29 protein-coding genes and 1 pseudogene are annotated in these 19930 nt (G+C 71.8%); 9 read left to right on the forward strand and 21 right to left on the reverse strand.

Going from position 1 to position 19930, the window contains the following annotated elements:
- The first annotated feature begins 32 nt into the window (after positions 1-32).
- From ACQEVU_RS45120 to ACQEVU_RS45135, 4 genes are all read left to right on the forward strand, one after another.
- The gene (locus ACQEVU_RS45120; RefSeq protein ID WP_433335632.1) at positions 33-641 is read left to right on the forward strand and encodes a response regulator transcription factor; all 609 of its coding nucleotides are present in this window, start codon (positions 33-35) and stop codon (positions 639-641) included.
- Positions 642-685: 44 nt separating this feature from the next.
- Positions 686-1345 (forward strand): phosphotransferase, encoded by a 660-nt coding sequence (locus tag ACQEVU_RS45125; RefSeq protein WP_433335634.1) that lies wholly within the window; start codon positions 686-688, stop codon positions 1343-1345.
- A gap of 53 nt (positions 1346-1398) precedes the next feature.
- The gene (locus tag ACQEVU_RS45130) at positions 1399-1620 is read left to right on the forward strand and encodes a hypothetical protein (RefSeq protein ID WP_433335636.1); all 222 of its coding nucleotides are present in this window, start codon (positions 1399-1401) and stop codon (positions 1618-1620) included.
- 328 nt (positions 1621-1948) lie between these two features.
- A complete protein-coding gene (locus tag ACQEVU_RS45135) occupies positions 1949-2812 on the forward strand; it encodes a dioxygenase family protein (protein WP_433335638.1) in 864 nt (287 codons plus the stop codon).
- On the opposite strand, the gene ACQEVU_RS45140 is transcribed toward ACQEVU_RS45135, so the two are convergent.
- From ACQEVU_RS45140 to ACQEVU_RS45155, 4 genes are all read right to left on the reverse strand, one after another.
- The gene (locus tag ACQEVU_RS45140; protein WP_433335640.1) at positions 2795-3448 is read right to left on the reverse strand and encodes an MOSC domain-containing protein; all 654 of its coding nucleotides are present in this window, start codon (positions 3446-3448) and stop codon (positions 2795-2797) included. The genes ACQEVU_RS45135 and ACQEVU_RS45140 overlap by 18 nt on opposite strands.
- A gap of 17 nt (positions 3449-3465) precedes the next feature.
- Complete coding sequence (locus ACQEVU_RS45145) at positions 3466-4239, reverse strand: hypothetical protein (RefSeq protein ID WP_433335642.1); 774 nt, start codon at positions 4237-4239, stop codon at positions 3466-3468.
- A gap of 90 nt (positions 4240-4329) precedes the next feature.
- Positions 4330-4827 carry a hypothetical protein gene (locus ACQEVU_RS45150; protein ID WP_433335644.1) on the reverse strand — a complete coding sequence of 166 codons (498 nt, stop codon included), beginning with the start codon at positions 4825-4827 and terminating at the stop codon, positions 4330-4332.
- The gene (locus ACQEVU_RS45155) at positions 4820-5113 is read right to left on the reverse strand and encodes a metal-sensitive transcriptional regulator (RefSeq protein WP_433335646.1); all 294 of its coding nucleotides are present in this window, start codon (positions 5111-5113) and stop codon (positions 4820-4822) included. The genes ACQEVU_RS45150 and ACQEVU_RS45155 overlap by 8 nt, the downstream gene beginning before the upstream one ends.
- Positions 5114-5209: 96 nt before the next feature.
- Between ACQEVU_RS45155 and ACQEVU_RS45160 the strand changes: the two genes are divergently transcribed.
- The gene (locus tag ACQEVU_RS45160) at positions 5210-7438 is read left to right on the forward strand and encodes a putative bifunctional diguanylate cyclase/phosphodiesterase (protein WP_433335648.1); all 2229 of its coding nucleotides are present in this window, start codon (positions 5210-5212) and stop codon (positions 7436-7438) included.
- Here ACQEVU_RS45160 and ACQEVU_RS45165 read toward each other — a convergent pair.
- The gene (locus ACQEVU_RS45165; protein ID WP_433335650.1) at positions 7408-7995 is read right to left on the reverse strand and encodes a thymidine kinase; all 588 of its coding nucleotides are present in this window, start codon (positions 7993-7995) and stop codon (positions 7408-7410) included. The two genes, ACQEVU_RS45160 and ACQEVU_RS45165, sit on opposite strands and share 31 nt — an antisense overlap.
- 54 nt (positions 7996-8049) lie before the next feature.
- Between ACQEVU_RS45165 and ACQEVU_RS45170 the strand changes: the two genes are divergently transcribed.
- The gene (locus ACQEVU_RS45170; RefSeq protein WP_433335652.1) at positions 8050-8364 is read left to right on the forward strand and encodes a hypothetical protein; all 315 of its coding nucleotides are present in this window, start codon (positions 8050-8052) and stop codon (positions 8362-8364) included.
- A 51-nt stretch (positions 8365-8415) separates the two neighbouring features.
- Positions 8416-9174, forward strand: a complete 759-nt coding sequence (locus ACQEVU_RS45175; RefSeq protein ID WP_433335654.1) for a hypothetical protein — start codon at positions 8416-8418, stop codon at positions 9172-9174.
- 177 nt (positions 9175-9351) lie between these two features.
- Here the strand turns inward: ACQEVU_RS45175 and ACQEVU_RS45180 are convergent, their stop codons facing one another.
- Genes ACQEVU_RS45180 through ACQEVU_RS45190 form a run of 3 tightly spaced genes read right to left on the reverse strand, consistent with a single transcriptional unit; the run spans position 9352 to position 10402 of the window.
- Positions 9352-9774 (reverse strand): SHOCT-like domain-containing protein, encoded by a 423-nt coding sequence (locus ACQEVU_RS45180; RefSeq protein ID WP_433335656.1) that lies wholly within the window; start codon positions 9772-9774, stop codon positions 9352-9354.
- Between the two features lie 11 nt (positions 9775-9785).
- Complete coding sequence (locus tag ACQEVU_RS45185; protein ID WP_433335658.1) at positions 9786-10046, reverse strand: hypothetical protein; 261 nt, start codon at positions 10044-10046, stop codon at positions 9786-9788.
- Positions 10043-10402, reverse strand: coding sequence for a DUF2089 domain-containing protein (locus tag ACQEVU_RS45190; protein ID WP_433335660.1), 360 nt, complete (start codon positions 10400-10402; stop codon positions 10043-10045). The genes ACQEVU_RS45185 and ACQEVU_RS45190 overlap by 4 nt, the downstream gene beginning before the upstream one ends.
- Before the next feature lie 458 nt (positions 10403-10860).
- Between ACQEVU_RS45190 and ACQEVU_RS45195 the strand changes: the two are divergent.
- Both ACQEVU_RS45195 and ACQEVU_RS45200 read left to right on the forward strand, forming a co-directional pair.
- Positions 10861-11199: pseudogene (locus ACQEVU_RS45195) on the forward strand (ArsR/SmtB family transcription factor); the annotation flags it as partial.
- Positions 11198-11692, forward strand: a complete 495-nt coding sequence (locus ACQEVU_RS45200; protein ID WP_433335662.1) for an SRPBCC family protein — start codon at positions 11198-11200, stop codon at positions 11690-11692. The pseudogene ACQEVU_RS45195 and the gene ACQEVU_RS45200, both read left to right, overlap by 2 nt.
- A 69-nt stretch (positions 11693-11761) precedes the next feature.
- Here ACQEVU_RS45200 and ACQEVU_RS45205 read toward each other — a convergent pair whose 3' ends face one another.
- The 13 genes from ACQEVU_RS45205 to ACQEVU_RS45265 form a co-directional block, all read right to left on the reverse strand.
- Complete coding sequence (locus ACQEVU_RS45205; RefSeq protein ID WP_433335664.1) at positions 11762-11965, reverse strand: hypothetical protein; 204 nt, start codon at positions 11963-11965, stop codon at positions 11762-11764.
- Positions 11966-12055: 90 nt separating this feature from the next.
- Positions 12056-12535: a hypothetical protein gene (locus tag ACQEVU_RS45210; RefSeq protein WP_433335666.1), complete on the reverse strand. Its 480-nt coding sequence runs from the start codon at positions 12533-12535 to the stop codon at positions 12056-12058.
- Positions 12536-12720: 185 nt separating this feature from the next.
- Complete coding sequence (locus ACQEVU_RS45215) at positions 12721-14130, reverse strand: alpha,alpha-trehalose-phosphate synthase (UDP-forming) (protein ID WP_433335668.1); 1410 nt, start codon at positions 14128-14130, stop codon at positions 12721-12723.
- Between the two features lie 29 nt (positions 14131-14159).
- The gene (locus tag ACQEVU_RS45220) at positions 14160-15290 is read right to left on the reverse strand and encodes an erythromycin esterase family protein (protein ID WP_433339688.1); all 1131 of its coding nucleotides are present in this window, start codon (positions 15288-15290) and stop codon (positions 14160-14162) included.
- A gap of 76 nt (positions 15291-15366) precedes the next feature.
- Positions 15367-15765, reverse strand: coding sequence for a hypothetical protein (locus tag ACQEVU_RS45225; protein ID WP_433335670.1), 399 nt, complete (start codon positions 15763-15765; stop codon positions 15367-15369).
- On the reverse strand, positions 15762-16271 hold the full coding sequence (locus ACQEVU_RS45230; RefSeq protein WP_433335672.1) for a hypothetical protein: 510 nt from the start codon (positions 16269-16271) through the stop codon (positions 15762-15764). Before ACQEVU_RS45230 ends, ACQEVU_RS45225 begins: the two co-directional genes overlap by 4 nt.
- Before the next feature lie 128 nt (positions 16272-16399).
- Positions 16400-16996 carry a hypothetical protein gene (locus tag ACQEVU_RS45235; RefSeq protein ID WP_433335674.1) on the reverse strand — a complete coding sequence of 199 codons (597 nt, stop codon included), beginning with the start codon at positions 16994-16996 and terminating at the stop codon, positions 16400-16402.
- A complete protein-coding gene (locus ACQEVU_RS45240; RefSeq protein ID WP_433335676.1) occupies positions 16993-17514 on the reverse strand; it encodes a MauE/DoxX family redox-associated membrane protein in 522 nt (173 codons plus the stop codon). The genes ACQEVU_RS45235 and ACQEVU_RS45240 overlap by 4 nt, the downstream gene beginning before the upstream one ends.
- A 16-nt stretch (positions 17515-17530) precedes the next feature.
- A complete protein-coding gene (locus tag ACQEVU_RS45245) occupies positions 17531-17818 on the reverse strand; it encodes a hypothetical protein (protein WP_433335678.1) in 288 nt (95 codons plus the stop codon).
- Positions 17819-17841: 23 nt separating this feature from the next.
- Positions 17842-18075 (reverse strand): hypothetical protein, encoded by a 234-nt coding sequence (locus ACQEVU_RS45250; RefSeq protein ID WP_433335680.1) that lies wholly within the window; start codon positions 18073-18075, stop codon positions 17842-17844.
- A gap of 374 nt (positions 18076-18449) precedes the next feature.
- The gene (locus tag ACQEVU_RS45255) at positions 18450-19133 is read right to left on the reverse strand and encodes a Clp protease N-terminal domain-containing protein (protein ID WP_433335682.1); all 684 of its coding nucleotides are present in this window, start codon (positions 19131-19133) and stop codon (positions 18450-18452) included.
- Positions 19134-19168: 35 nt separating this feature from the next.
- Positions 19169-19387, reverse strand: coding sequence for an ECF-type sigma factor (locus ACQEVU_RS45260; RefSeq protein ID WP_433335684.1), 219 nt, complete (start codon positions 19385-19387; stop codon positions 19169-19171).
- A gap of 254 nt (positions 19388-19641) precedes the next feature.
- Complete coding sequence (locus tag ACQEVU_RS45265) at positions 19642-19866, reverse strand: hypothetical protein (RefSeq protein ID WP_433335686.1); 225 nt, start codon at positions 19864-19866, stop codon at positions 19642-19644.
- Positions 19867-19930 lie beyond the last annotated feature (64 nt).

Here is a 19930-nt window from a genome sequence, read left to right on the forward strand (position 1 = left end):
GATGCGCCCCGGTGGCGTGGCAACATGCTCTCGTGTCCATCCGATTGCTGATCGCCGACGATCAGGCGCTCGTGCGCGGCGCCCTCGCGGCGCTGCTCGACCTCGAGGCCGATCTCACCGTCGTGGCGGAGGTCGGCCGCGGGGACGAGGTCGTCGCGGCCGCGCGCGAGCACCGCCCGGACGTGGCGCTGCTCGACGTCGAGATGCCCGGCCTGGACGGCATCGCGGCCGCGGCCGAGCTGCGCCGCGCCCTGCCGTCCTGCAAGGTGCTCATGGTGACCACGTTCGGCCGCCCCGGATATCTGCGCCGGGCGATGGCCGCGGGCGCCTCCGGCTTCGTGGTCAAGGACACGCCCGCGCGCCAGCTCGCCGATGCCGTGCGCCGCATCGCCTCCGGCCTGCGGGTCGTGGACCCGACCCTGGCCGCCGAGACCCTCGCCAGCGGCGACAGCCCATTGACCCCGCGCGAGGCCGACGTGCTGCGCGCCGCGCGGGAGGGCGGCACGGTCGCCGACGTCGCCACCCACCTCGGCCTGTCGGAGGGCACGGTGCGCAACCATCTGTCGGCGGCGATCGGCAAGACCGGCGCCCGCACCCGAGCGGAGGCCGTGCGGCTCGCTGACGAGAATGGATGGCTGTAGCCCCAAGGGCTGAATGATTGGACGGGGCGACGTAGAGTCGCGGCATGACCGCACTTCTCGCCAGCGGCCGCGACGCTGATGTCTATGCGCTCGACGAGCGGCGGGTCCTGCGGAGATATCGACGCGGCGGCGACGTGACCGCCGAGGCGGCCATCATGCGGTACGTCTCGGACCACGGCTACCCGGTCCCCCGCGTCTACGAGGCCGACGGCGCCGACCTGGTCATGGAGCGGCTCGAGGGCCCGACGATGCTGCAGGCCCTCGGCTCGGGCACCCTCGACCTGCACTCCGGCGCCACCGTCCTCGCCGACCTGCTCGAGCGCCTGCACAAGGTTCGCGTCCGCGCGGCGACCGACCCCGGCACGCGCATCCTGCACCTGGACCTGCACCCGGAGAACGTCGTCATGACCGAGGGCGGCCCGGTCGTCATCGACTGGCGCAACAGCTGCGAGGGCCCGCCGGAGCTGGACGTGGCGATGACGGCGATCATCCTGGCCGGCGCGGCCGTGCTGCCCGGCCCGTTCGCCGAGGCCGCCGAGCCGTTCCTCAATACGCTGCTGAGCTGCACGCGCGACAACCCGCTGTCACAGCTGGAGGCGGCCGCACACCGCCGCATCGCCGACCCCAACGTGACGGCCGAGGAGAAGGCGCACCTCCAGGAGGCAAAACTCCTGGTCACGACGGCCGCGCGCACCCATTTCTGAATAACCCGCCCGGGGCGGCGTCCGCGTCCGTGCGCGGCGCCACGCTTTGGTTCATGGAAGAACTCTTCGTCCGCCAGGTGGACATCGGCGTGGCCGATATGGACATCTCCGTCGACGACCAGCTCACCACCACGCGCGTCGTCGTGGAGCGCGCGACCGCCACCGACCGCCGCGGCGGCCGGGAACGCGAAATCCTCCTCGTGTACGGCGCCGCCGAGACCCGCGCGGTCGCCGAGGCCCTTCAGCGCGCTTCCGATCTGGCGCTGTCGTCCTGAGTTCCGGCTCCACCGGAGCCCCGCAAAGCTCGCCGCCGGTCGACGAGCGTCGGCGGCGTTCCGCTCCACGGCGATGGAGTGTTTGTGTACCTCTCAGCGCCTGGGAGCGAAAACGCCGCCTTCGCGCTCCCAGAGCGCACGATCGCACCGCCGAAGTGCGCTCCGATATGTCGGGCGCTGGCGCGCCACGACATATCCGCATTTATGACCTGCCAGGCGAAAAATCCGAAAAGTCGTGGCGCGCCAGCGCCCGACTTTTCGGAAAGCGCTGTGAGCCGCGCGACGCAGCACTTGTTGAGCGCTCAACTACAGCGCTACTCTCGAGTGCATGAGTGCGCTGCCGATCCTCGAGGAACACCTCGCCGTCGCTGTGCCCGCGAGTCGGGAGCAGCGGTCCTGGACGCCCGAGGACGGCGCCCTGCCCAGCCTGTACATCAGCCATGGTGCGCCGCCGCTGCTCGAGGACGGGCCGTGGATGCGGCAGCTGCTCGACTGGGCGCTGGACCTGCCCAAGCCGAAGGCCATCCTGATCGTGAGCGCGCACTGGGAGTCGGCGCCGCTGAGCGTGTCGGCCACGGCGGCGGGGACGCCCCTGGTGTACGACTTCGGCGGCTTCAAGCCCGTGTTCTACACGCTGCAGTACTCGACGCCCGACGCCTCCGCGCTCGCGCAGCGCGTGGCCGCGGCGATGCCCGACTCCGAGCCGCTGCACGAGCACACCAGCCGGGGGCTCGACCATGGGGCCTGGGTGCCGCTCATGGTGATGTACCCCCTGGGCGACGTCCCCGTGCTCCAGCTGAGCCTGCCGACCCACGACCCCGACCGGCTCCTCGAGCTGGGGCGGCGGCTGCGGGCGCTGCGCGAGGAGGGCGTGCTCGTCATCGGGTCCGGGTTCATGACGCACGGGCTGCCGTTCCTCAGCCGCGAGCACTGGGGCGGCGCCGGGCGGCCGCCGGCGTGGTCGGCCGACTTCGACGCCTGGGCCGCGGACGCGCTCGCGCGCGGCGACGTCGACACGTTGAGCCGGTTCGCCAGCCAGGCGCCGGGCATGCCGTTCGCGCACCCCACGGTCGAGCACTACACGCCGCTGTTCGTCACGCTGGGCGCCGCCGATCGGCCCGACGCGCCCGTGCGCTCGGTCATCGACGGGTACTTCATGGGCCTGTCGAAGCGCTCACTGCAGACGAGCTAGGACCTTCTCCCGGGTGCGCTCCGGCAGCGCCTCGCCGGCGGCGAGCAGCCGCGGCAGCAGGCCGGACTCGGTGGTGAGCGCCCGGAACATGAGCTCGATCGTGACGTCGTGCTCGGGGGCGTACACCACCTGGATCCCGTCGCCGGCCCGCACCTGCCCCGGCTGCACCACGCGCAGGTAGGCCCCGCACCGCGCCACCTCCGTGAACCGCTTGACCCAGCCGCGCTCGCCGAGCCAGCCGGCGAACGTGCGGCAGGGAATGCGCGGCGCGCAGACCTCGAGCACCGTCTCGTCGCCGATGAGCCAGCGCTCGCCGACGCGGGCGCCGTTGACGTCCAGCTCGGCGGTGGTCAGGTTCTCGCCGAAGACGCCGCCGCGCAGCTCGCGCCCGAGCTCGCCGGCCCACCAGTCGAGGTCCTCGCGGGCGTACGCGTACACCGCCTGGTCCGGTCCCCCGTGATGCCGCGTGTCGCAGATCTGGTCGCCCTCGACCCCGGTCGGCGTGGTGCCCTTCGGCCCCGGTTCGGTGATCGACACGAACCCGGCGACCGGCCGCTTGTCGATCCCGGTGACGGGCACGTCGGAGTGCTCGGTCGGCCGCGGGGTCCCGGCGTTGACGGAGATCAGGTAGGCCACGAGGCCAAACGTAGCGGTCAGGCGTGGATCAGCGCGAGGTCGTTTCCGGCCCGAATTCCCGGCCCGCCGACGGTACTGACCTGCCCACCGGGCCCGGCGTGCACGACGCGCGCGCCCGCAACGTACCGGATGCTGAGATTCTCGGCGAAGTTCCGCCCGTTCGGCTGACCGCCGGCCGCCATGATGGTGCCGATGTCGACCCCCCAGACGCGGTGCCCCTCATGCCCGTCGCGGAAGAGCACGGCGACGTCGCCGCTGAGGTACGCGTCGTACACCACCCGCACCCCCAGCTCCATCCGCAGCGCCACGAGCTCGTCCCCCGGCCCCGCCCCCGCGAGGTCGACGCCCGACTCCTCGATGGAGTCGGCGCCCCATTCATGCGCATAGGAGAGCTTGTGGCCGCCGGGGACTTCGATGTCGTACTTCAGGAGCTCCCCCGCCAGCAACGCCCCCGTCGGCGACCAGAGGTGCGCCGCGGTGACCGCGAGCCGCACCCCGTCCCCGATCGGCAGCCCGACCGGCTCGGACCCGACCCCGGTGACGGAGGCACTGGCGACGCGGAGGTTGGTGGTGACGGGCGTCCACCCGTGCGTACCGTGCAACAGCCCGTCGATCTGCACCCGATCCGGCGCCCGGCCCAAGCAGTTCGTCACCGCCTCGCGCAGCGCCTCGTCATCGAGCCCGAACAGCTCCACTTCGGCGGCGGTGGTCGCATGCCGGTCCACCCCACCGGCGTTCACACTCGACGACGCGTAGCAAAGCCCCGCAACGATCGACAGCTCAATGCCCATGACCGGCCCCCGACATCACGCAACGTTACGCACACGTTACAGCCGAGCGAACCGACCTGACCTTGGAACGGCAACCACACTCTCCAAAGCTCACCGATACCGAGTAGGCAGCACCAGCGCAAAAGCGCGCGGAAAGCCCAAACTCTCCAGCCGCCGCCCAGCCACGTCCGCCACCGAAATCGACGCGACCGAGCCCCGCGCCGGGTTGAAGCACTCCAGCACGCCGTCCGAGTGCCCCACGATCAGCACCCAATGCCGCGGAACTCCCGCCCCGATCAGCATCGCCACCGGCCAGTCGCACTCGACGGCGGCCACGGCGGCGCGCAGGTCGCCGCGGAAGAGGCGCCAGCCGTAGCGCGTGCCGAGGGGTGCCGTGTGCGCCGAAATGACGGCCGCCACGCCCCACGGCGTCGTGCCCAGCTTGCGCGGCCAGACCCGGTTGGCGGCGGCATGGATGCGGTGCTGCTCCGCGGCGTCGTCGACCACCGAGGCGCCGTAGGCCGGGTCGAGGGCCGCCGACGCCACCATGGCCACGGTCGGGCCGCAGGTGAAGCCGTCGGTCTGGCGGACGTACCGGTACTCAGCCACGGCGCAGCAGCCGGCCGACGGCGGCCATCATCTCCGTGGCCATCTCCTCGCCGTTGCCCTCCTGGGCGCCGTTGTGCATGCAGTGCCGGGCGTGGTCGTCGAGCAGCCCGAGCGCCACCTTGTCCAGGGCCGCCTGGATCGCGCTGATCTGGGTCAGTACGTCGATGCAGTACCGGTCCTCGTCGACCATCTTCTCGACGCCGCGGACCTGGCCCTCGATGCGGCGCAGACGGCTCTGGAGCTGGTCCTTGGTCGCGGTGTACCCGCGCGGCGTCGCGGCAGTCATACCGACCAGCATACCCGGGACGGCGGAAACCCCCTGGGGGTATAAACCCGGATGACAACCCTCAAGCCGGGCCCGCGGGCTGCCGATAACCCTCCCGTGGGAGAGTGGCTGACCAGGCGCTTCTGGCTCGTCTGGCTACTTGTGGGCGGCCTGTGCGCGGCCGGCTACCCGCTGCTGCCCCGAAGCTCCTACGCCGCCAACCTCGGGTACGAGGCCGTCGGCCTCGGCGCCGTCATCATGGTGCTGCTCGGCGTGCGGCGCAACCGGCCGCAGCGGCGCGCGCTGTGGTACTGGTTCGCCGTCGGCCTCGGCGTCTCGGTGCTCGGCGACGTCGCGTACGGCATCGCCTTCCACCAGGCCGGCAGCGTCCCCTTCCCCTCGATCGCCGACGCGTTCCACCTCGGCGCCTATCCGGCCCTGGTGGCCGGGGTGTGGCTGCTGCTGCGCACGCAGGGGCGCGACCAGGCCGGGGTGATCGACGCGTGCATCACGGCGGCCGGCAGCGGCCTGCTGTTCTGGGTGTTCGTCATGCACCCGATCGCCGACGCCGAGCACATGTCGGTGATCCAGCGGACGTTCTCGCTGGCGTACCCGTTCGCCGACGTCGTCCTGCTCGTCCTGCTCGCGCGCCTGCTCGCCGGGCGGGCCGCGCGAACGCCGAGCTACTGGCTGATCGTCACGAGCTTCGTGCTGATGTTCGCCACCGACGTGAGCTACTCGGTGCTGTCCAGCTACAGCGCGGTGCCCGGCGGCATCCTCCAGATCGGCTGGCTCACGTCCTACGTGTGCCTGGGCGCGGCCGCGCTGCACCCGTCGACGGGCGCGCTCGCGACGGCCGTCGAGGCGCCCGAGACCGCGCTTTCCAAGCCCCGATTGACGGTACTCGCGGTCAGCTCCCTGATCGCCCCCGTGCTGCTGCTGGGGCAGGGCTTCGCCGGGGTACGCCACATGGACTGGCTGGCCATCGGCGCGGTCGCGGTGGCGCTGTTCCTGCTGGTGGTGGTGCGCATGGCGGGCCTCGTCGGCAAGGTGCAGACGCAGGCCGGGCAGCTCAGCGACCTCGCCATGCGCGACGACCTCACCGGCCTGCCCAACCGGCGGCTGCTCGAGGAGCTCATCCGCGACGAGCTCGACGGCGGCGGCCGCCCGCAGGTCGCGTTCATCGACCTCGACGACTTCAAGCGGATCAACGACGGGCTCGGGCACGCCGTCGGCGACCAGCTGCTGGCCGCCGTCGGGCGGCGGCTCACCGGGGTGCTGCGCCCCGGCGACGTGGTCGCGCGGCTGGGCGGCGACGAGTTCGCGGTCCTGATGCCCGACACCGGCCAGGCCGCCGCGGACGCGCTCGTCGCCGAGCTCGCCGCGGCGCTCGAGCAGCCGGTCTTCGCCGGCGAGCACCACCTGCTCGTGCAGGCCGGCATCGGCGTCGCCGACGCCGAGGGCACCCGCGACCCGTTCGAGCTGCTGCGCCGGGCCGACGTGGCGATGTACGCGGCCAAGGAGAGCACGTCGCGCCAGGAGCGCTTCCGGCCCGAGCTCGACCAGCGCGCCTCCGAGCACGCCCGGCTCGGCGCGCAGCTGCGCGAGGCGCTGGACCAGGGGCAGTTCCAGCTGGTGTACCAGCCGATCGTGGCCCTGCCGCACGGCGAGATCGCCGGCGTGGAGGCGCTGATTCGCTGGCACCACCCGGAGCTGGGCTTCATGAGCCCAGCCGACTTCATCCCGGTCGCCGAGCGCAACGGCCAGATCGTCGAGCTCGGCGCGTGGATCCTGCTCGAGGCGTGCTCACAGGCGGCGACCTGGCTGGCCACCCTCGGCACGGCCGCGCCCGGCAAGGTCAGCGTCAACGTCTCGGCCCGCCAGCTCGCCGAGCCCGACTTCGCGGAGGTGGTCGCGGCGGTACTCGCGGCGACCGGACTGCCCGCCGAGCGCCTCACGATCGAGGTGACCGAGACCGCGGTCTTCGGCGGCGGCCGGGCGATCGAGGCCCTCGACGCGGTGCACCGCCTCGGCGTGCGCATCGCGCTGGACGACTTCGGCACCGGTCACTCGTCGCTGGGCCTGCTCCAGACGTGCCCGGTCGACATTCTCAAGGTCGACAAGTCGTTCGTCGACAACGTCACGATGGCGGGCCGGCACGCGGTGATCGCGACCGCGCTGATCAACGTCAGTGACGGCCTCAACCTCGAGGCGATCGCCGAGGGCGTGGAGACCGCCGAGCAGGCGCGGGAGCTGTACCGCCTGGGGTACCGCTACGCGCAGGGCTACCACTTCGGCCGCCCGGTGCCGAACCCTCAGTTCGCCCTGGAGTCGGCCGCCGCGTAGGTCCGGCTCGGCAGCACCACGCAGGTGCGGCAGCGAGCCTCGTAGGTGTACGTCCCGTCGTCCGGAAGCGCCGTCGAGGGCGCCAGCTCGCGGATCATCGGTTCGCCGTGCTCGAGCACCTGGGTGTACACCGCGGAGAAGGAACGGCAGCGGTCGCACACGGCGCGGCGGTAGGTCACGCTCGCCGGGCCCAGCTCCAGCAGCGCCCGGACCGGGGCGAACAGCTCGCCGCGGTGATCGAGGTCGATGCCGGCCGCGACCACGCGGGTGCCGCGCTCCAGCAACCGCCGCACGACCGACATGTCCGACAGGGCGAACATGTGCACCTCGTCGATGCCGACGACGTCGAGCTCCTCGTCCAGCGCCGACGCCAGCGAGGTCGCCTTGACGGTGGCAAGCGCCGCCCCGCTGCGCGAGACCACGCCGGCGTCGCGCACGTGCCGCGCGCTCTGGAACACGCGGTGGCGGGCGTCGGTGTACTGCAGCGGTGAGAGCAGGCTCACAAGCTCGAGCGACTTGCCGCTCTTCATCGGCCCGAGGATGACGGTCAGATCCACGGCGCAAGAGGCTACCGGGTTGCGACCATCATCGGGAGCGGGCATGTTTGAGTCATGCATCTCGCGACGCCACCCAGCCGCCTGCGGCGTGGCGTGCGACGATTCGCGCTGACGATCTGCGCGCTCATCCTCGGCGCCGGATTCACCCCGGCATTGCCGTCCACAATGGAGCCGGCGCCCTCCCCCGCCGTGTCCTTCGCCGCGTCAGCGGCCCCGGCCCCGTCCGCCCCGCGGTCCACTGTGGAGGAGCCGGCCCCCGAGCCCGTGCTCGCCGCGGCCGCGCCGATGCTCGACGGCGCCGTTGCGGTCCCGGCCGGCCGCCCGCCCGGCGCGGTCGCCGGCCGCGCACCACCCGCCAACTCGGCGTGAGACGACCCTTTCCCCCTTGATCGGAACTCGTCCCCCCGAGGTGCCGCCAGCATGCAGAATCTCTCCCACGGCATGCAGGAAGCGCTGGCCATCTGGCTGGCCCTGCTCGCCGCCGTCCTGATCACGTTCCTGATCCTGACCTTCCTGTCCCGCCGCGGCTCGGGCGGCCCGAGCTGGTGGGCCCGCCTGCGCAAGGCGATCCGCGACCCCGAGGCCGTGCGCGAGCGCCAGGCCAAGGCCGAGCGGACGTCGAAAGAGCTCCAGGAGCTGCAGCGGTACTGCGCGGAGGTGGCCGTCGCCGCATCGCGCGCCACGCTGATGGCCGAACGCCGGCGCTCGGAGTGGGAGGCCGCCCAGCGCACCCAGGAGGCGGCCTGGCGCGCCTACGAGGAGGCCGAGCAGGACGTCCGCCGCCTCCGCCGCGCCAACGCGTTCCCGTTCACGGACGACGACCCGGAGTCGCGCCGCCGGCACCTGGTGCGGATCGCCAACGAGGCCCACGACCGCGGCGAGATCTCGGCGGCCAACCTGGCCGACGCGCTGATGCACCGCAACGGCTGGGACCCGACGGCCCACCCGTTCGCGCAGCAGCTGATGCTGCGCCGGGTGATCCGCGACCGCAAGTTCCACGCCTACCAGGAGGCCTCGGAGATCGAGCGCCAGACGGCGAGCGCCGCCGACATGGCCGCCGCCGCGAAGCGCAGCCTGGACGACGAGGCCTTCGACGCCGAGCTGCGCCTGCGCAAGGCCACGGCGGTGGCCCCGGAGCACTCGTCACCGTCCTTTCTGACGGCCCCGGCCAACTCCTGAGACGGCGCAGGGGCCACCGTTTCGGCGGCCCCTGCTCTGTGCGTGCGTTTCGGCTAAACTTCGGGTTGGCAGTTCATCGTGCTCTGCTGTGTGCGGGCGCGACCTCGAGGAGGTGTTCGAGCACCTTCTCGGGGGCCCGTCCGATCATGGGACGGTTTCCCGCGAAGCGGTCGGCTCCTACTCGCAGAAGACCCGGACTTTGGCGTCCGGCTGGTCGACCTCGACGGTCATCTCGTCCAGGTGCTCGATGAGCGTCTCGAGCTGCTCGGGCTTGAGCTGCGTGAGGTCGAGCGGCACCCCCGACCGGGCGAGCTCCGCGTTGGCCTGGCCGAGCGCCTGCGGCGGGATCAGCGCCGCCAGCTTCACCCCGGCCCGCAGCAGCTGCAGCGGCACCCGGACGTTGACCCGGCTCGGCACGCCCTCGTCGATGGCGTCCACGAGCACCCGCAGGTACTTCGGCTTCGTCTTCGGCCCGTCCTCGCTCACCGCCGCCGGCACGGGCTGGTCGCGCTCGAGCGCCGCGATCAGCCGGTCCGCCTCGTCCGCGGTGATCTTCCCCTCGGCGAGCATCTCCAGGATCTCTTTGCGTTGTTCGTTCACCGTGCACCTCTCTACCTGATGGTTACGAGCACCGCCGTGCGGCCGTGCTCGATGTCGAACTGGGAGCCCGGGAGCGCGGACACGATCCGCCACCCCGCGCCGAGCGCCCGCCAGACCCTGATCCGGTACACCAGGCAGGCGACCACCGCGACGGCGGTCGCCAGCACCAGGACCGGCGACAGGATCAGCAGCACGGGCAGCACCGGCACCCAGATCCGGATGGGACGACCGGCCGGGCGCTTCACCCGTGCGGTCAGCAGTTGCGGCATCATGTGCGCCCCTCCAATTCGCGCAATGCCTGCTGCGCATCGATCTCACCGCGGCGCAGCCGATCGATGACGTCGGCCCGCGACGGCGCCGGATCGGTCTCCACGAAGTCGAGCGCCTGCGCGATCCGGTTCAGCCGCGACTTGATCGTCGGGTAGCTCACCCCGAAGATCCGCTCCATCTCCTTGATGGACCCGTGGCACCGCACAAACGCCGTGACGAAGACCTGATCTTCGAGGCTGAGCTGCCCGAGCTGCGGCGGCTCGAAGGCCCCTTCGATCGCGACGCCCCCGGCCAGGCGCACCCGCTCGACAACGAACGGCCGCCCCCGCGTCAGGTTCGTCAACTCCTGCCAGTCCATGGCCCGACCTGTCATACGTTAAGTTGTACCTTGATTATTTTGATCCATCAAGCCGTACACATTAATTTTCTTGAACCCGACCTTAACCGCAGCGGCGCCGCCACCTTCGCCGTCCGCGAGGCGTGCCGCCACGCCACCGAGCCCGGCTCGGACCTTGCCTAACGCCGACGAGCGGCCGCGGCGGCCGACAGCGCCGCACCCCGCCCCCCGCCGCCGGCGAGACGTGCTGCCACGCCCCCGAGCCGGGCACGGACCTCGCCGGCGAGCGGCCGCGACCGCCGACAGCGCCGCGCTCTGACAGGTGCGCGGCGACCACGGACGCGGACGAGCGGCCGTGGCGGCCGACAGCGCCGCCCTCCGGCTGGTGCGCGGCGACTGCGGCGCCGCCGCGCACCAGCCGGGCGGTTACGGCGTTTGCCGGACTTGACTCATGCCTTTATGGGAATATGATTGGGCGCATGGCTCGGGCGGCTACTACCTCAGATGCATTCAACGCGGTGGCCGAGCCCCGGCGGCGGGAGATTCTCGACCTGCTCGCCAGCGGGGAGCGGCACGTGAATGACCTCGTCCGGGTGCTGGGCCTGGCCCAGCCGCAGGTGTCCAAGCACCTGCGCGTGCTGCGCGAGGTGGACCTCGTGCGCGTCCGCGACGACGGCCGGCAGCGCGTCTACCGGCTCAACGCGGCGCCGCTCAAGGGGATCCACGAATGGCTCGCCGGCTACGAGCGGATGTGGAACGAACGGTTCGACCTGATGGACACGGTGATCGAGGAATTGAAGGGGACGGAGCACGACGATGACGACGACGCAGGGAACGGCCAAGGTCACGCTGCCGGCGGACAACCAGATCCTGGTGACGCGTGAGTTCAACGCGCCCAAGCGGCTGGTCTGGCGGGCGTACACCGAGCCCGAGCTCGTGAAACGCTGGTGGGCGGGCGAGAAGGGCACCATGGTCAGCGCCGACATCGACCTGCGGGTCGGCGGCCGGTGGCGTTACGTGATGACGGCCAACGGGGGGTTCGAGGTCGCATTCCGCGGTGAGTACCGCGAGGTCGCGGCCCCGGACCGGCTCGTCAACACGGAGATCTTCGAGGGCATCCCGGACCCGGACAGCCACGCCGGCATCGTCACCGTCACGCTGACCGAGCGCGACGGGGCGACGCACATGGACATGCTGTGCGAGTACCGCGACGAGGCCGACCGCGACGCCGTGATCGCCTCGGGCATGGAGGGCGGCATGCAGGAGGGCCTCGACAAGCTCGAGCAGGTCGCGGCCTCCCTGGAGGACTGACCCGGCCCACCGCAGCCCCGGCGACGAACCCGTCGCCGGGGCGCCGCCCGGCGCACCCGCGCCCGGCCCTCAGCCGCCCGCGGCCTTGAGCCGGCGCCAGCCGCCGGCGCGATTGTTCGCGATGATCTGGCGGAACATCGCCAGGAGCGGGTCCGCAGGGACGCTCTCGCCCTCGCGGACCGCGACCGTGCGGGCGGTCTTGTTGTCGTGGCCGCCGGTGATGATGCCGTGCGGGTCGGGGACGATCGCGCCGTCGTACAGGAACACGTTCACGTGCGTCTTCGCGGCCAGCAGCGCGCAGATGTTGCCGTCCAGGACGAAGTACGGACGGACCGTGCGCCGTCCGGCCCGCGATCTAGGCGCCTACAGCGGCTCGGTCGACTGGAAGCACGGGGTCGCGACGTTGATGCGCACGAACTCCGTGCCGTCGCCGACGACCGACAGGGTCACGCGGTCGGGGCCGGTCGCGTTGAGCGCGCCGTGGTCGGAGGGGTCCGTGGACGGGGGTTCGACGCTGTACTTCTCGGTCACGTAGTGGTCGCGGAGCTTCTGCAGTACCGCCGGCTGCTGATCGGCGGCGACCGGCACGTCACCGTAGGTGAGCGCCGCGAACGTGTGCGGCCCCTCGCACGTCACCAGGTTCTCGGTGGGGGCGTCCTTCATCGACCCGCCGATGGTGCTCACGGCCTCGTCACGGTACTTCGCCGCCAGCGCCTGCGCGTCGCTGTGCGACATCACCTTGACCGGGCCCGCGCTGGACGCCGGCTCGGGCGCGCTCTCCGGCTGGCCGGAGCAGCCGCCGAGAACGGCGGCGACCAGCAGCAGACTCAGGACCCGCCTCACTGCGCCTCCCTGGGACCGTCGGCTGGAACATGATGCGCCCGTCCGGGGTGATCGGCAACAACTGGGGAGATAACAACCCAGGACCTCATGTCCGCGGCGGTCGTGCCAGGGCACGGGTCAGCTACCACCTGCGGCGGCAGGCGAACGGCGGGCGGGGAACCGGCGCACCCCGCGACCCGGCGGCGTCAGCGCGACAGTGACGAGACCGGGCCGCCGAGGACGTCGAGGAACTCGCGGGCCCACCGGTCCACGTCGTGCTCGCGCACGTGGCTGCGCATCCGGCGCATCCGGGCGGCGAGGTCGGCCGGGTCGGCCCGCAGCGCCGCCGCCATGCCGCGCTCGAGGTCGTCGACGTCGTACGGGTTGACCACGAACGCGCCGTCGAGCTCGGCGGCGGCGCCGGTGAACTCGCTGAGCACCAGCGCGCCCTGCTCGTCGCGGCGGGCGGCCACGTACTCCTTGGCCACGAGGTTCATGCCGTCGCGCAGCGGGGTGACGAGCATGACGTCGGCGGCCAGGTACAGCGCCACCAGCTCCTCGCGGGTGCGGGACTGGAACAGGTAGTGCACGGGCGCCTTGCCGACGTCGCCGTGCTCGCCGTTGATCCGGCCGACCTCGCGCTCCACCCGCTCGCGCAGCTGCTGATACTGCGCCACCCGCAGCCGGCTCGGCGTGGCGACCTGCACCAGGACCGCCTCGTCGTTGCTCACCGCGCCGGCGGCGAGCAGTTCGCCGTACGCCTCGATGCGTTGTTCGATGCCCTTGGTGTAGTCGAGCCGGTCCACGCCGAGGAACAGCCGCCGGTCGCCGCCGAGCTCGCGCCGCAGCCGGCGGGCCTCCGCCTGCACGCCCGGGTCGGCGGCCAGCCGGTCGATCTCCGACATGTCGATCGAGATCGGGAACGCCCGCGCGGTGACGGTCCGGCCCTCGTACTCGACCCGCTCACCCTCCGGTTCCAGGCCGAGCAGGCGGGCCGCCAGCTGCAGGAAGTTGTCCGCCGCGAGCGACTGCTGGAAGCCGACGAGGTCGGCCCCGAGCAGCCCGCGCAGCAGGTCCGCGCGCCGGGGCAGCTGCATGAACAGCTCGACCGGCGGGAACGGGATGTGCAGGAAGAAGCCGATGCGCAGGTCGGGCCGCGCCTCGCGCAGCATCCGCGGCACCAGGAGCAGCTGGTAGTCGTGCACCCACACGGTGGCGCCCTCGGCGGCGAGCTCCGCAGTGGCCTCGGCGAAGCGGCGGTTGACCGCCTCATAGGTCACCCGCCACGTCCGCCGGTGCACCGGCTGCTCGACGGCGTCGTGGAACAGCGGCCAGATCGTGGAGTTGGACTGGCCCTCGTAGTACTGGTCGACCTCCTCGGCGCTCAGGGGCACCGGCCGCAGGTGTACCCCGTCGAGCTCGAACTGCCCGGGATCGTCGTCCGGCGCGCCCGTCCAGCCCACCCAGGCCCCCCGCGACTGGCGCACGCTGGGCTCGAGCGCGCTCACCAGGCCGCCAGGGCTGCGGGCCCACGCCTCCTCACCCGGCTCGGAGGAGACACGGTCAACCGGAAGCCGGTTGGCCACCACCACGAACTCGTACCTGCCCTGTTCCACTGCGCACCAATACCCGCAACGCGAGCGCGCTACGCCTCGGGAACGTCCCGGACGAAGGCGATCCCGTCGTAGTTCGGCAGATGGGCCGGGTCCAGTGGGGCGTAACCGAACCAGGGAGACCGGCGGTGCGCGAGGGGCGCCAGCTCACGCGGGTCGACGACGTACCGGTCCCCGGGAAGCGCGTACAGCAGCCCCTCGATGGTGTCCGGCGGCGGCTCCTGCACGCCGTGGTGGCGAATCGTGCCGAGGGCGGTGGCGACGAAGCCGTACCCGTCGCCCAGCCGGGCGTCGACGATGGCCCCGGCGCTCCACCACCTCGCCGGTACGCCGCCCATCCGCACCTCGCTGCGGTCGCGCTGGAAGTGGCCGTTGTGGGCGAAGGCCAGCACCGGCCCCCGCTCGGCCAGGGCGAGCAGGTTGGCGGCCATCATCGACGCCCGCACGCTCAGCAGCCACTCCATGCGGCCCGGGGATGCGTCGGCCATCCAGAAGTGGTACCGCAGCAGCCCGGTCGCCGTGCGACCGTACAGGCGGGCCGGCTCCCGGTTCTGCGCCGGGAATGCGTCGAGCAGGGCCACGAGGTCGTCGGCGATCAGGCGCAGCTCCCGGGCCGCGGCCGTGCGCCCCACCGACCGCGCCGGGTCCATCATCGCGGCCGGCTCGGTCCACCCATCGTCGGCGCCGAGCAGCCGGTCGAGCGTCTCCGCGGTGCAGGGCAGCCGTTCGGCACCGACCCGGTCGGCGAGGTAGCCGTGCAGCGCGGTGAGCGCCTCCCGGGGGCTGGCCGCGCCGGTGATCTCCAGCGGCCCGTCGAACCCGGCGAAGCGCACGCGCTCCGCCTCGGGCCGGCTGTCGTTGTACGCGCGCATCCAGCGCACCAGCTCGCGGTTGGCCGCCGACGCGCCGAACCCGTGGCTGAAGCCGCGCTCCATGGCCGCGTCCAGGGTGCCGGTGCCCGACGTGACGTACTCGTCGGCGACCAGGCCCATCAGGCAGTCGCTTTCGATCGCGATCGTCCGGTACCCCTCCCGCTCGACGAGCCGCCGGAAGAGATCGTTGCGCAGTTCGAGCAGCACGTCCGCGCCGTGGGTCGGCTCGCCGAGGGCCAGCAGCCGCGGGCGGACCGGGAACAGGTCCATGACGTCGTTGAGAGCAGTCATCACCCCCTCGACCGTACCGCTGAACCAACGGTTGAATCTTGTACGCCAGCGGACTCCGCAGCAGCGCGTCGAACCTTCAAACCCCGTAGTCCTGCAGCGGCGACGGTGAGTGCACGGCGGAGTCGAACATGACGCGCCGCCAGTCGCCGCCGTAGGGGAAGATGCCGGCGCTGGTGCGGAAGCGCTTGCGGGCCACGAGCTTCGCGCCCCGGATGTGGTCGCCGACGGTGCCCATCCGGTAGAGGTCCTCGACGCGGCCGAACGCGGTCACGCTGATCACCCGCCTCGTGCGCACCTCCGTGAACGTGGACACGAACAGCAGCGTCTCGCCGAGCGCCCGGCTGACCCGGCGGCTCAGGACGAGGTGTACGAGCCGCATGTACACCAGCCGGAACAGCGTGTCGCAGTCGAAGCGGGTGACGACCAGGACGCCGCCGGCCGGGTCGAGCTGACACCGGTCGGCGGCGCTGGTCACCAGACGGTCAGGACGGTTGCCAGGCACACCATCACTCCCCCTGCGACGACCCTGGACAGGCGGATGAACAGCAGCTCCCCGCCGATGTTCTTCGTGGTCATGAGGTGATCCAGGTAGGTGCCGACCACCAGCTGGCCCACCGACACGACCACCATGATGAGCAGGAACCACAGCGCGGCGCCCGGGTCGAGCAGGACGAGCGTGGCGAGCGCGGCCCACACCAGCGACGTGGTCTTGCGGGTGGTGAACAGCAGCGCGAGGTCGAACGACCACACGACGCCCCGCCAGCCCGGCGAGACATTGCGCGCGTGCCGCTGCGGCACCTGGCGCATCGCGTGGGGCGTGCGGTTGACGATGTCGAGCACACCCAGCACGAGCAGCACCACGGTCAGGGCGACGAGCCGCGCGGTGTGCGGGACCACCGCCTCGAGCAGCCGGCCGACGCCGTACGCGACGAGCACCAGCATCGTGCCACCGGCCACGTACCCGGCGAGGTACCCGAGCATGAAGTTGTGTGCTTCCCCAGGCGACCGCCTGAGCATCGGCGCCACCACGCCGACCATCGAGCGGCCTCAAGGGCTCCAGTACTGCATGACGAACCCGAGAAACGCGGTCGTCAGCAGGATCTCGCGAATCACGCCTTCCGGCCCTGGAGCAGCGGCATCGGCTCCGGGTCGAGCACCGGCTCGGGCACCGGCCCGAAGACCTCGTCGAACCAGCGCGTGAGCGAGCTGTACGACGTGAACGCCACGCCGCCGATGATGACGCCGTCGGCGCCGACGGCCACCGCGGCCGGGCTGCTCGCGATGCCGAACACCGACGTGGCCATGTTGCCTTCGACGTCGACCACCACGGGCAGCGCGTCCAGGCGGTGCCGGGCGACGAAGTCGGCGCCGTTCGCGTCGCCCGCCGTCGTGACCAGCACGCCGATGAGATTGACCGGGTAGTCCGTGAAGAACTCGGTCGCCGCCGGGGCGAGGACGCCGCAGGCCCGGCAGCTCGTGCTGAAGATCACGACGACGCCGGGGCCCTTGTTGAAGGTGGCCGGAAGGCCGGCCACAAGTTCGCCGCTGCGGGTCTCCTCGAGCGGGTGCACGGGCCCCTCGCCGACGCTGCCGGTGTCGGCGTGGTCCGCGGTCCGGTTGGCCAGCTCGCCCATCATCGCGAACAGCACGACCACTGCGACGGTGAGCAGAACCAGCAGCACGACGATCAGCGTGGTGACGATCACGAGGTCCTCCGGATCGCGGTGACGGCGTTGAAGAACAGCGGAATGTATTTGCGGTTGCTCCAGCAGAGGCCGCCGATCACCACGATCAGGCCCAGCAGCAGGGAGGCGGCGCGATAGTCGTCCAGCGGATACGCGAACGCGAGCCCGGCCCACGCGACGAGCGCGAGCCCGGCCAGGATGTTCGTGCCGCCGAACGAGCCGCCCGACGTGGCGCCGAAGCACCCGCACGGCTTGCGCGTGCGCCGGGTCCGCCCGACGACGCCGACGGCCGCGAAGGCGATGCCGAGCGCGGCCGCGCCGGCGGGCACCACCGGGCTCCGCCCGGCGAACGGCACCAGCAGCGCCAGCGCCAGTTCGACGACGGCCAGGACCCGCACGAGGGACGCCGGCACGGCCGCGCGCCCGGTCAGCTCGGCCAGCGCCGCCCCGAGCGGCGCCGGCACTGTGAGCTTTCCGGCGCCCGCCCGCAGCAACATCGCACAGATCGCGGCGGTGAAGACAACCAGAATGACGGTCATGAATTCAGTGCACCGTTCAGGACGGCAGGACCGCGATGTTGCGCGCGGCCGCCGGCGTGGTGCTGCGGATGTGGACGACGTCCTCTTCGCCGACCACCGCCACCGGGCGGTTGGAGATGCGCAGCCTGCCGACCGTCGAGAACGTGATGCCCTCCTCGATCTTGATGCTGGCCATTCGCGTGTGCACGGCGAAAAGGTCGCTGGGCGTGCCGTTGGCGATTGCGGTGCAGACACCGACGTTGGTGCCCTCGTCGTTCTCGAAGATCACCGCGTAGCCGCGGTCGGTCGGGGTGTGCTTAGCCATTGGTCCATTCCTCCGATCGACGCTCAGCCGCACTTGATGGCGGAGTACGTGTTGCCGTTCGCCTCGCAGCACTGGCAGAACTGGGCCCCGCTGTAGCAGCCCCAGATGTAGTTCTTGTGGGCCACGCAGTAGCTGTAACTGCCCGGGCAGTAGGCCAGGTTGCAGCAGAAGTACGGGCAGAGCGCGCTGGCCGGCGCCTCGGACGCGACCAGTGCCGTGGCGGCCGCGAGGCCGCCGACGCCGATGCGCGTGAACATGCGCCTCGACAGTGTTTTTTTGATCAGGGTGCCGGTGGACGCCATGACATACACCTCCGGTGTTTTTCCGGTCTGGCGGATGACGGGAGGGACTGCCGCGAATCAAATTAACGCGGCAGCAACCGGGGAATGCGCGGTATCGGGCAATACAAAGCCGGCGGATACCATTCGGCACACACCCCCGTGACAGGCCCGACTGAACAGGCATCGACGGTGATGCCCGTCGATCGAAGTCCTTGAAAGACTATGTGACCGACTCAACTCCGTCAACGCTTTGATCACGATCAATTATCAACTGATCACGCAACGCGAGAGAGCGCTCTCGTCCTGGTGCCGCATCTTCGCAGCGAAACGCCGGTCGGACGTTGCCGCCGCTACCGCGTGGCGTCGCCGGCAATGAGCGTCGTGATCGCCGCCGCCGAGGTGACCGCCCGTCCGGTCGTGCGCTGGTAACGCCGGACGACGTCGCGGCACCGCGTCCGCAGCCCGATCCGGCGATCGGCGCGCAGCAGCACGTTGCGCCGCGGCGGCGGGAAGGCGCGCGCGAGGGTGGCGAGGACGTCGCGAGCATCGACGCCGGCGGCGCGCAACGCCCAGGCGGCGCCCGGGTCGAGGGCGGCGAGCACGAGCGCGAGGTGCTCCGGGCGATGATCGCGCTCGCGACGAGCGAGCGCCAGGCGCAGCGACGCCTCGTACGCGGCCTGGGCGTCGAGCCCGAGCGGCGGGTTGAGCCCCGCGGCGTGCCGGCGCACCCTGGCCGCCCCGAAGGGCAGCAGCGGCTCACGGGCGGGCGGCCGGTCCAGCACGGCCGGGCTCAGGTGTCCCAGGAGCCGGTCGACGTCGATGTCGAGCGGCGCGAGCGTCTCGCGGTCCGCGGCGGCCCCGGCCCCCAGCGGCGCGGCCCGGCCGGCCACCTCGCGCAGCACCGCTTCGGTCGCGCCGTGCCCCGCCAGCACCGCGGCGACGGGGTGGTCGGCCGCGGCGAGGGCGAGCAGCAGATGCTCGCTGCCCGTACGCGGATGGCCGAGCTCCCGCGCCATGGCGAGGGCGCGATGCATCGTCCGACCCAGCTCGAGGTGATCGCCGCGAAACATCAGTCCCCCTCGATGCGACGGTACTTGCGGTGCACGGTCTGCTTGGTCACGCCGAGCCGCGACGCGATCTCGTGCCAGGACCGCCCGGCCCTTCGCGCCGCCGCGACGTGCTCGGCCTCGAGCTGCTCCAGCAACCGGCGAAGCCGGGCCACCGCCTCCAGGGCGACGTCCGGGTCACCGCCGCGCACAACGCGCTCAAGGTCGCCTGCCGCTGACATACCGTCAGCATATGCTGACGACGAACCCTACGGCTAGTGCCCTCGCCGCACCGGCGATGGGGGGTTGCCGAGAATTCAGTGATGCCCGTAGATTGTCGAATCGTGATCGGGCTGCACGGGTCGACACCTGTCACTCGAACACACGGGGGTTCCACCGGCGCTGCGCATTGGCACGCGCGTCCGCCGGCCAAGTCTGATCACGTACACGGGGAGACCAACCATGGTGAATGCCTGGTCGCCACAGGCTTGCCCACCTAGCCCGAACACGGGCCTGGGTGGCAGCCGTTCGACCCTCCGTCGGCCCGACTCGCCGCGCCCAGCCCGCCGCCGGCCAGCACCGCGGCCCGGCCGGGCATGAACACCATGACGTCTCCGGTGGACGCGCTCCAGCCCAGCCCCGAGGCCTCACGCTCGCGCAGAACATCGCCGTGACCGGCCGGGTCGGCGACCCGGACCGCCCACCGACCGACCTCACCCACCAGGGCAAGCCCGTCCCGCCAGAGGGCTGCGCCGGCGAGCGTCCCACCAGTCCAGGCCGGACCG

Source organism: Dactylosporangium sp. CA-139066, assembly GCF_050936175.1.
Lineage (GTDB): Bacteria > Actinomycetota > Actinomycetes > Mycobacteriales > Micromonosporaceae > Dactylosporangium.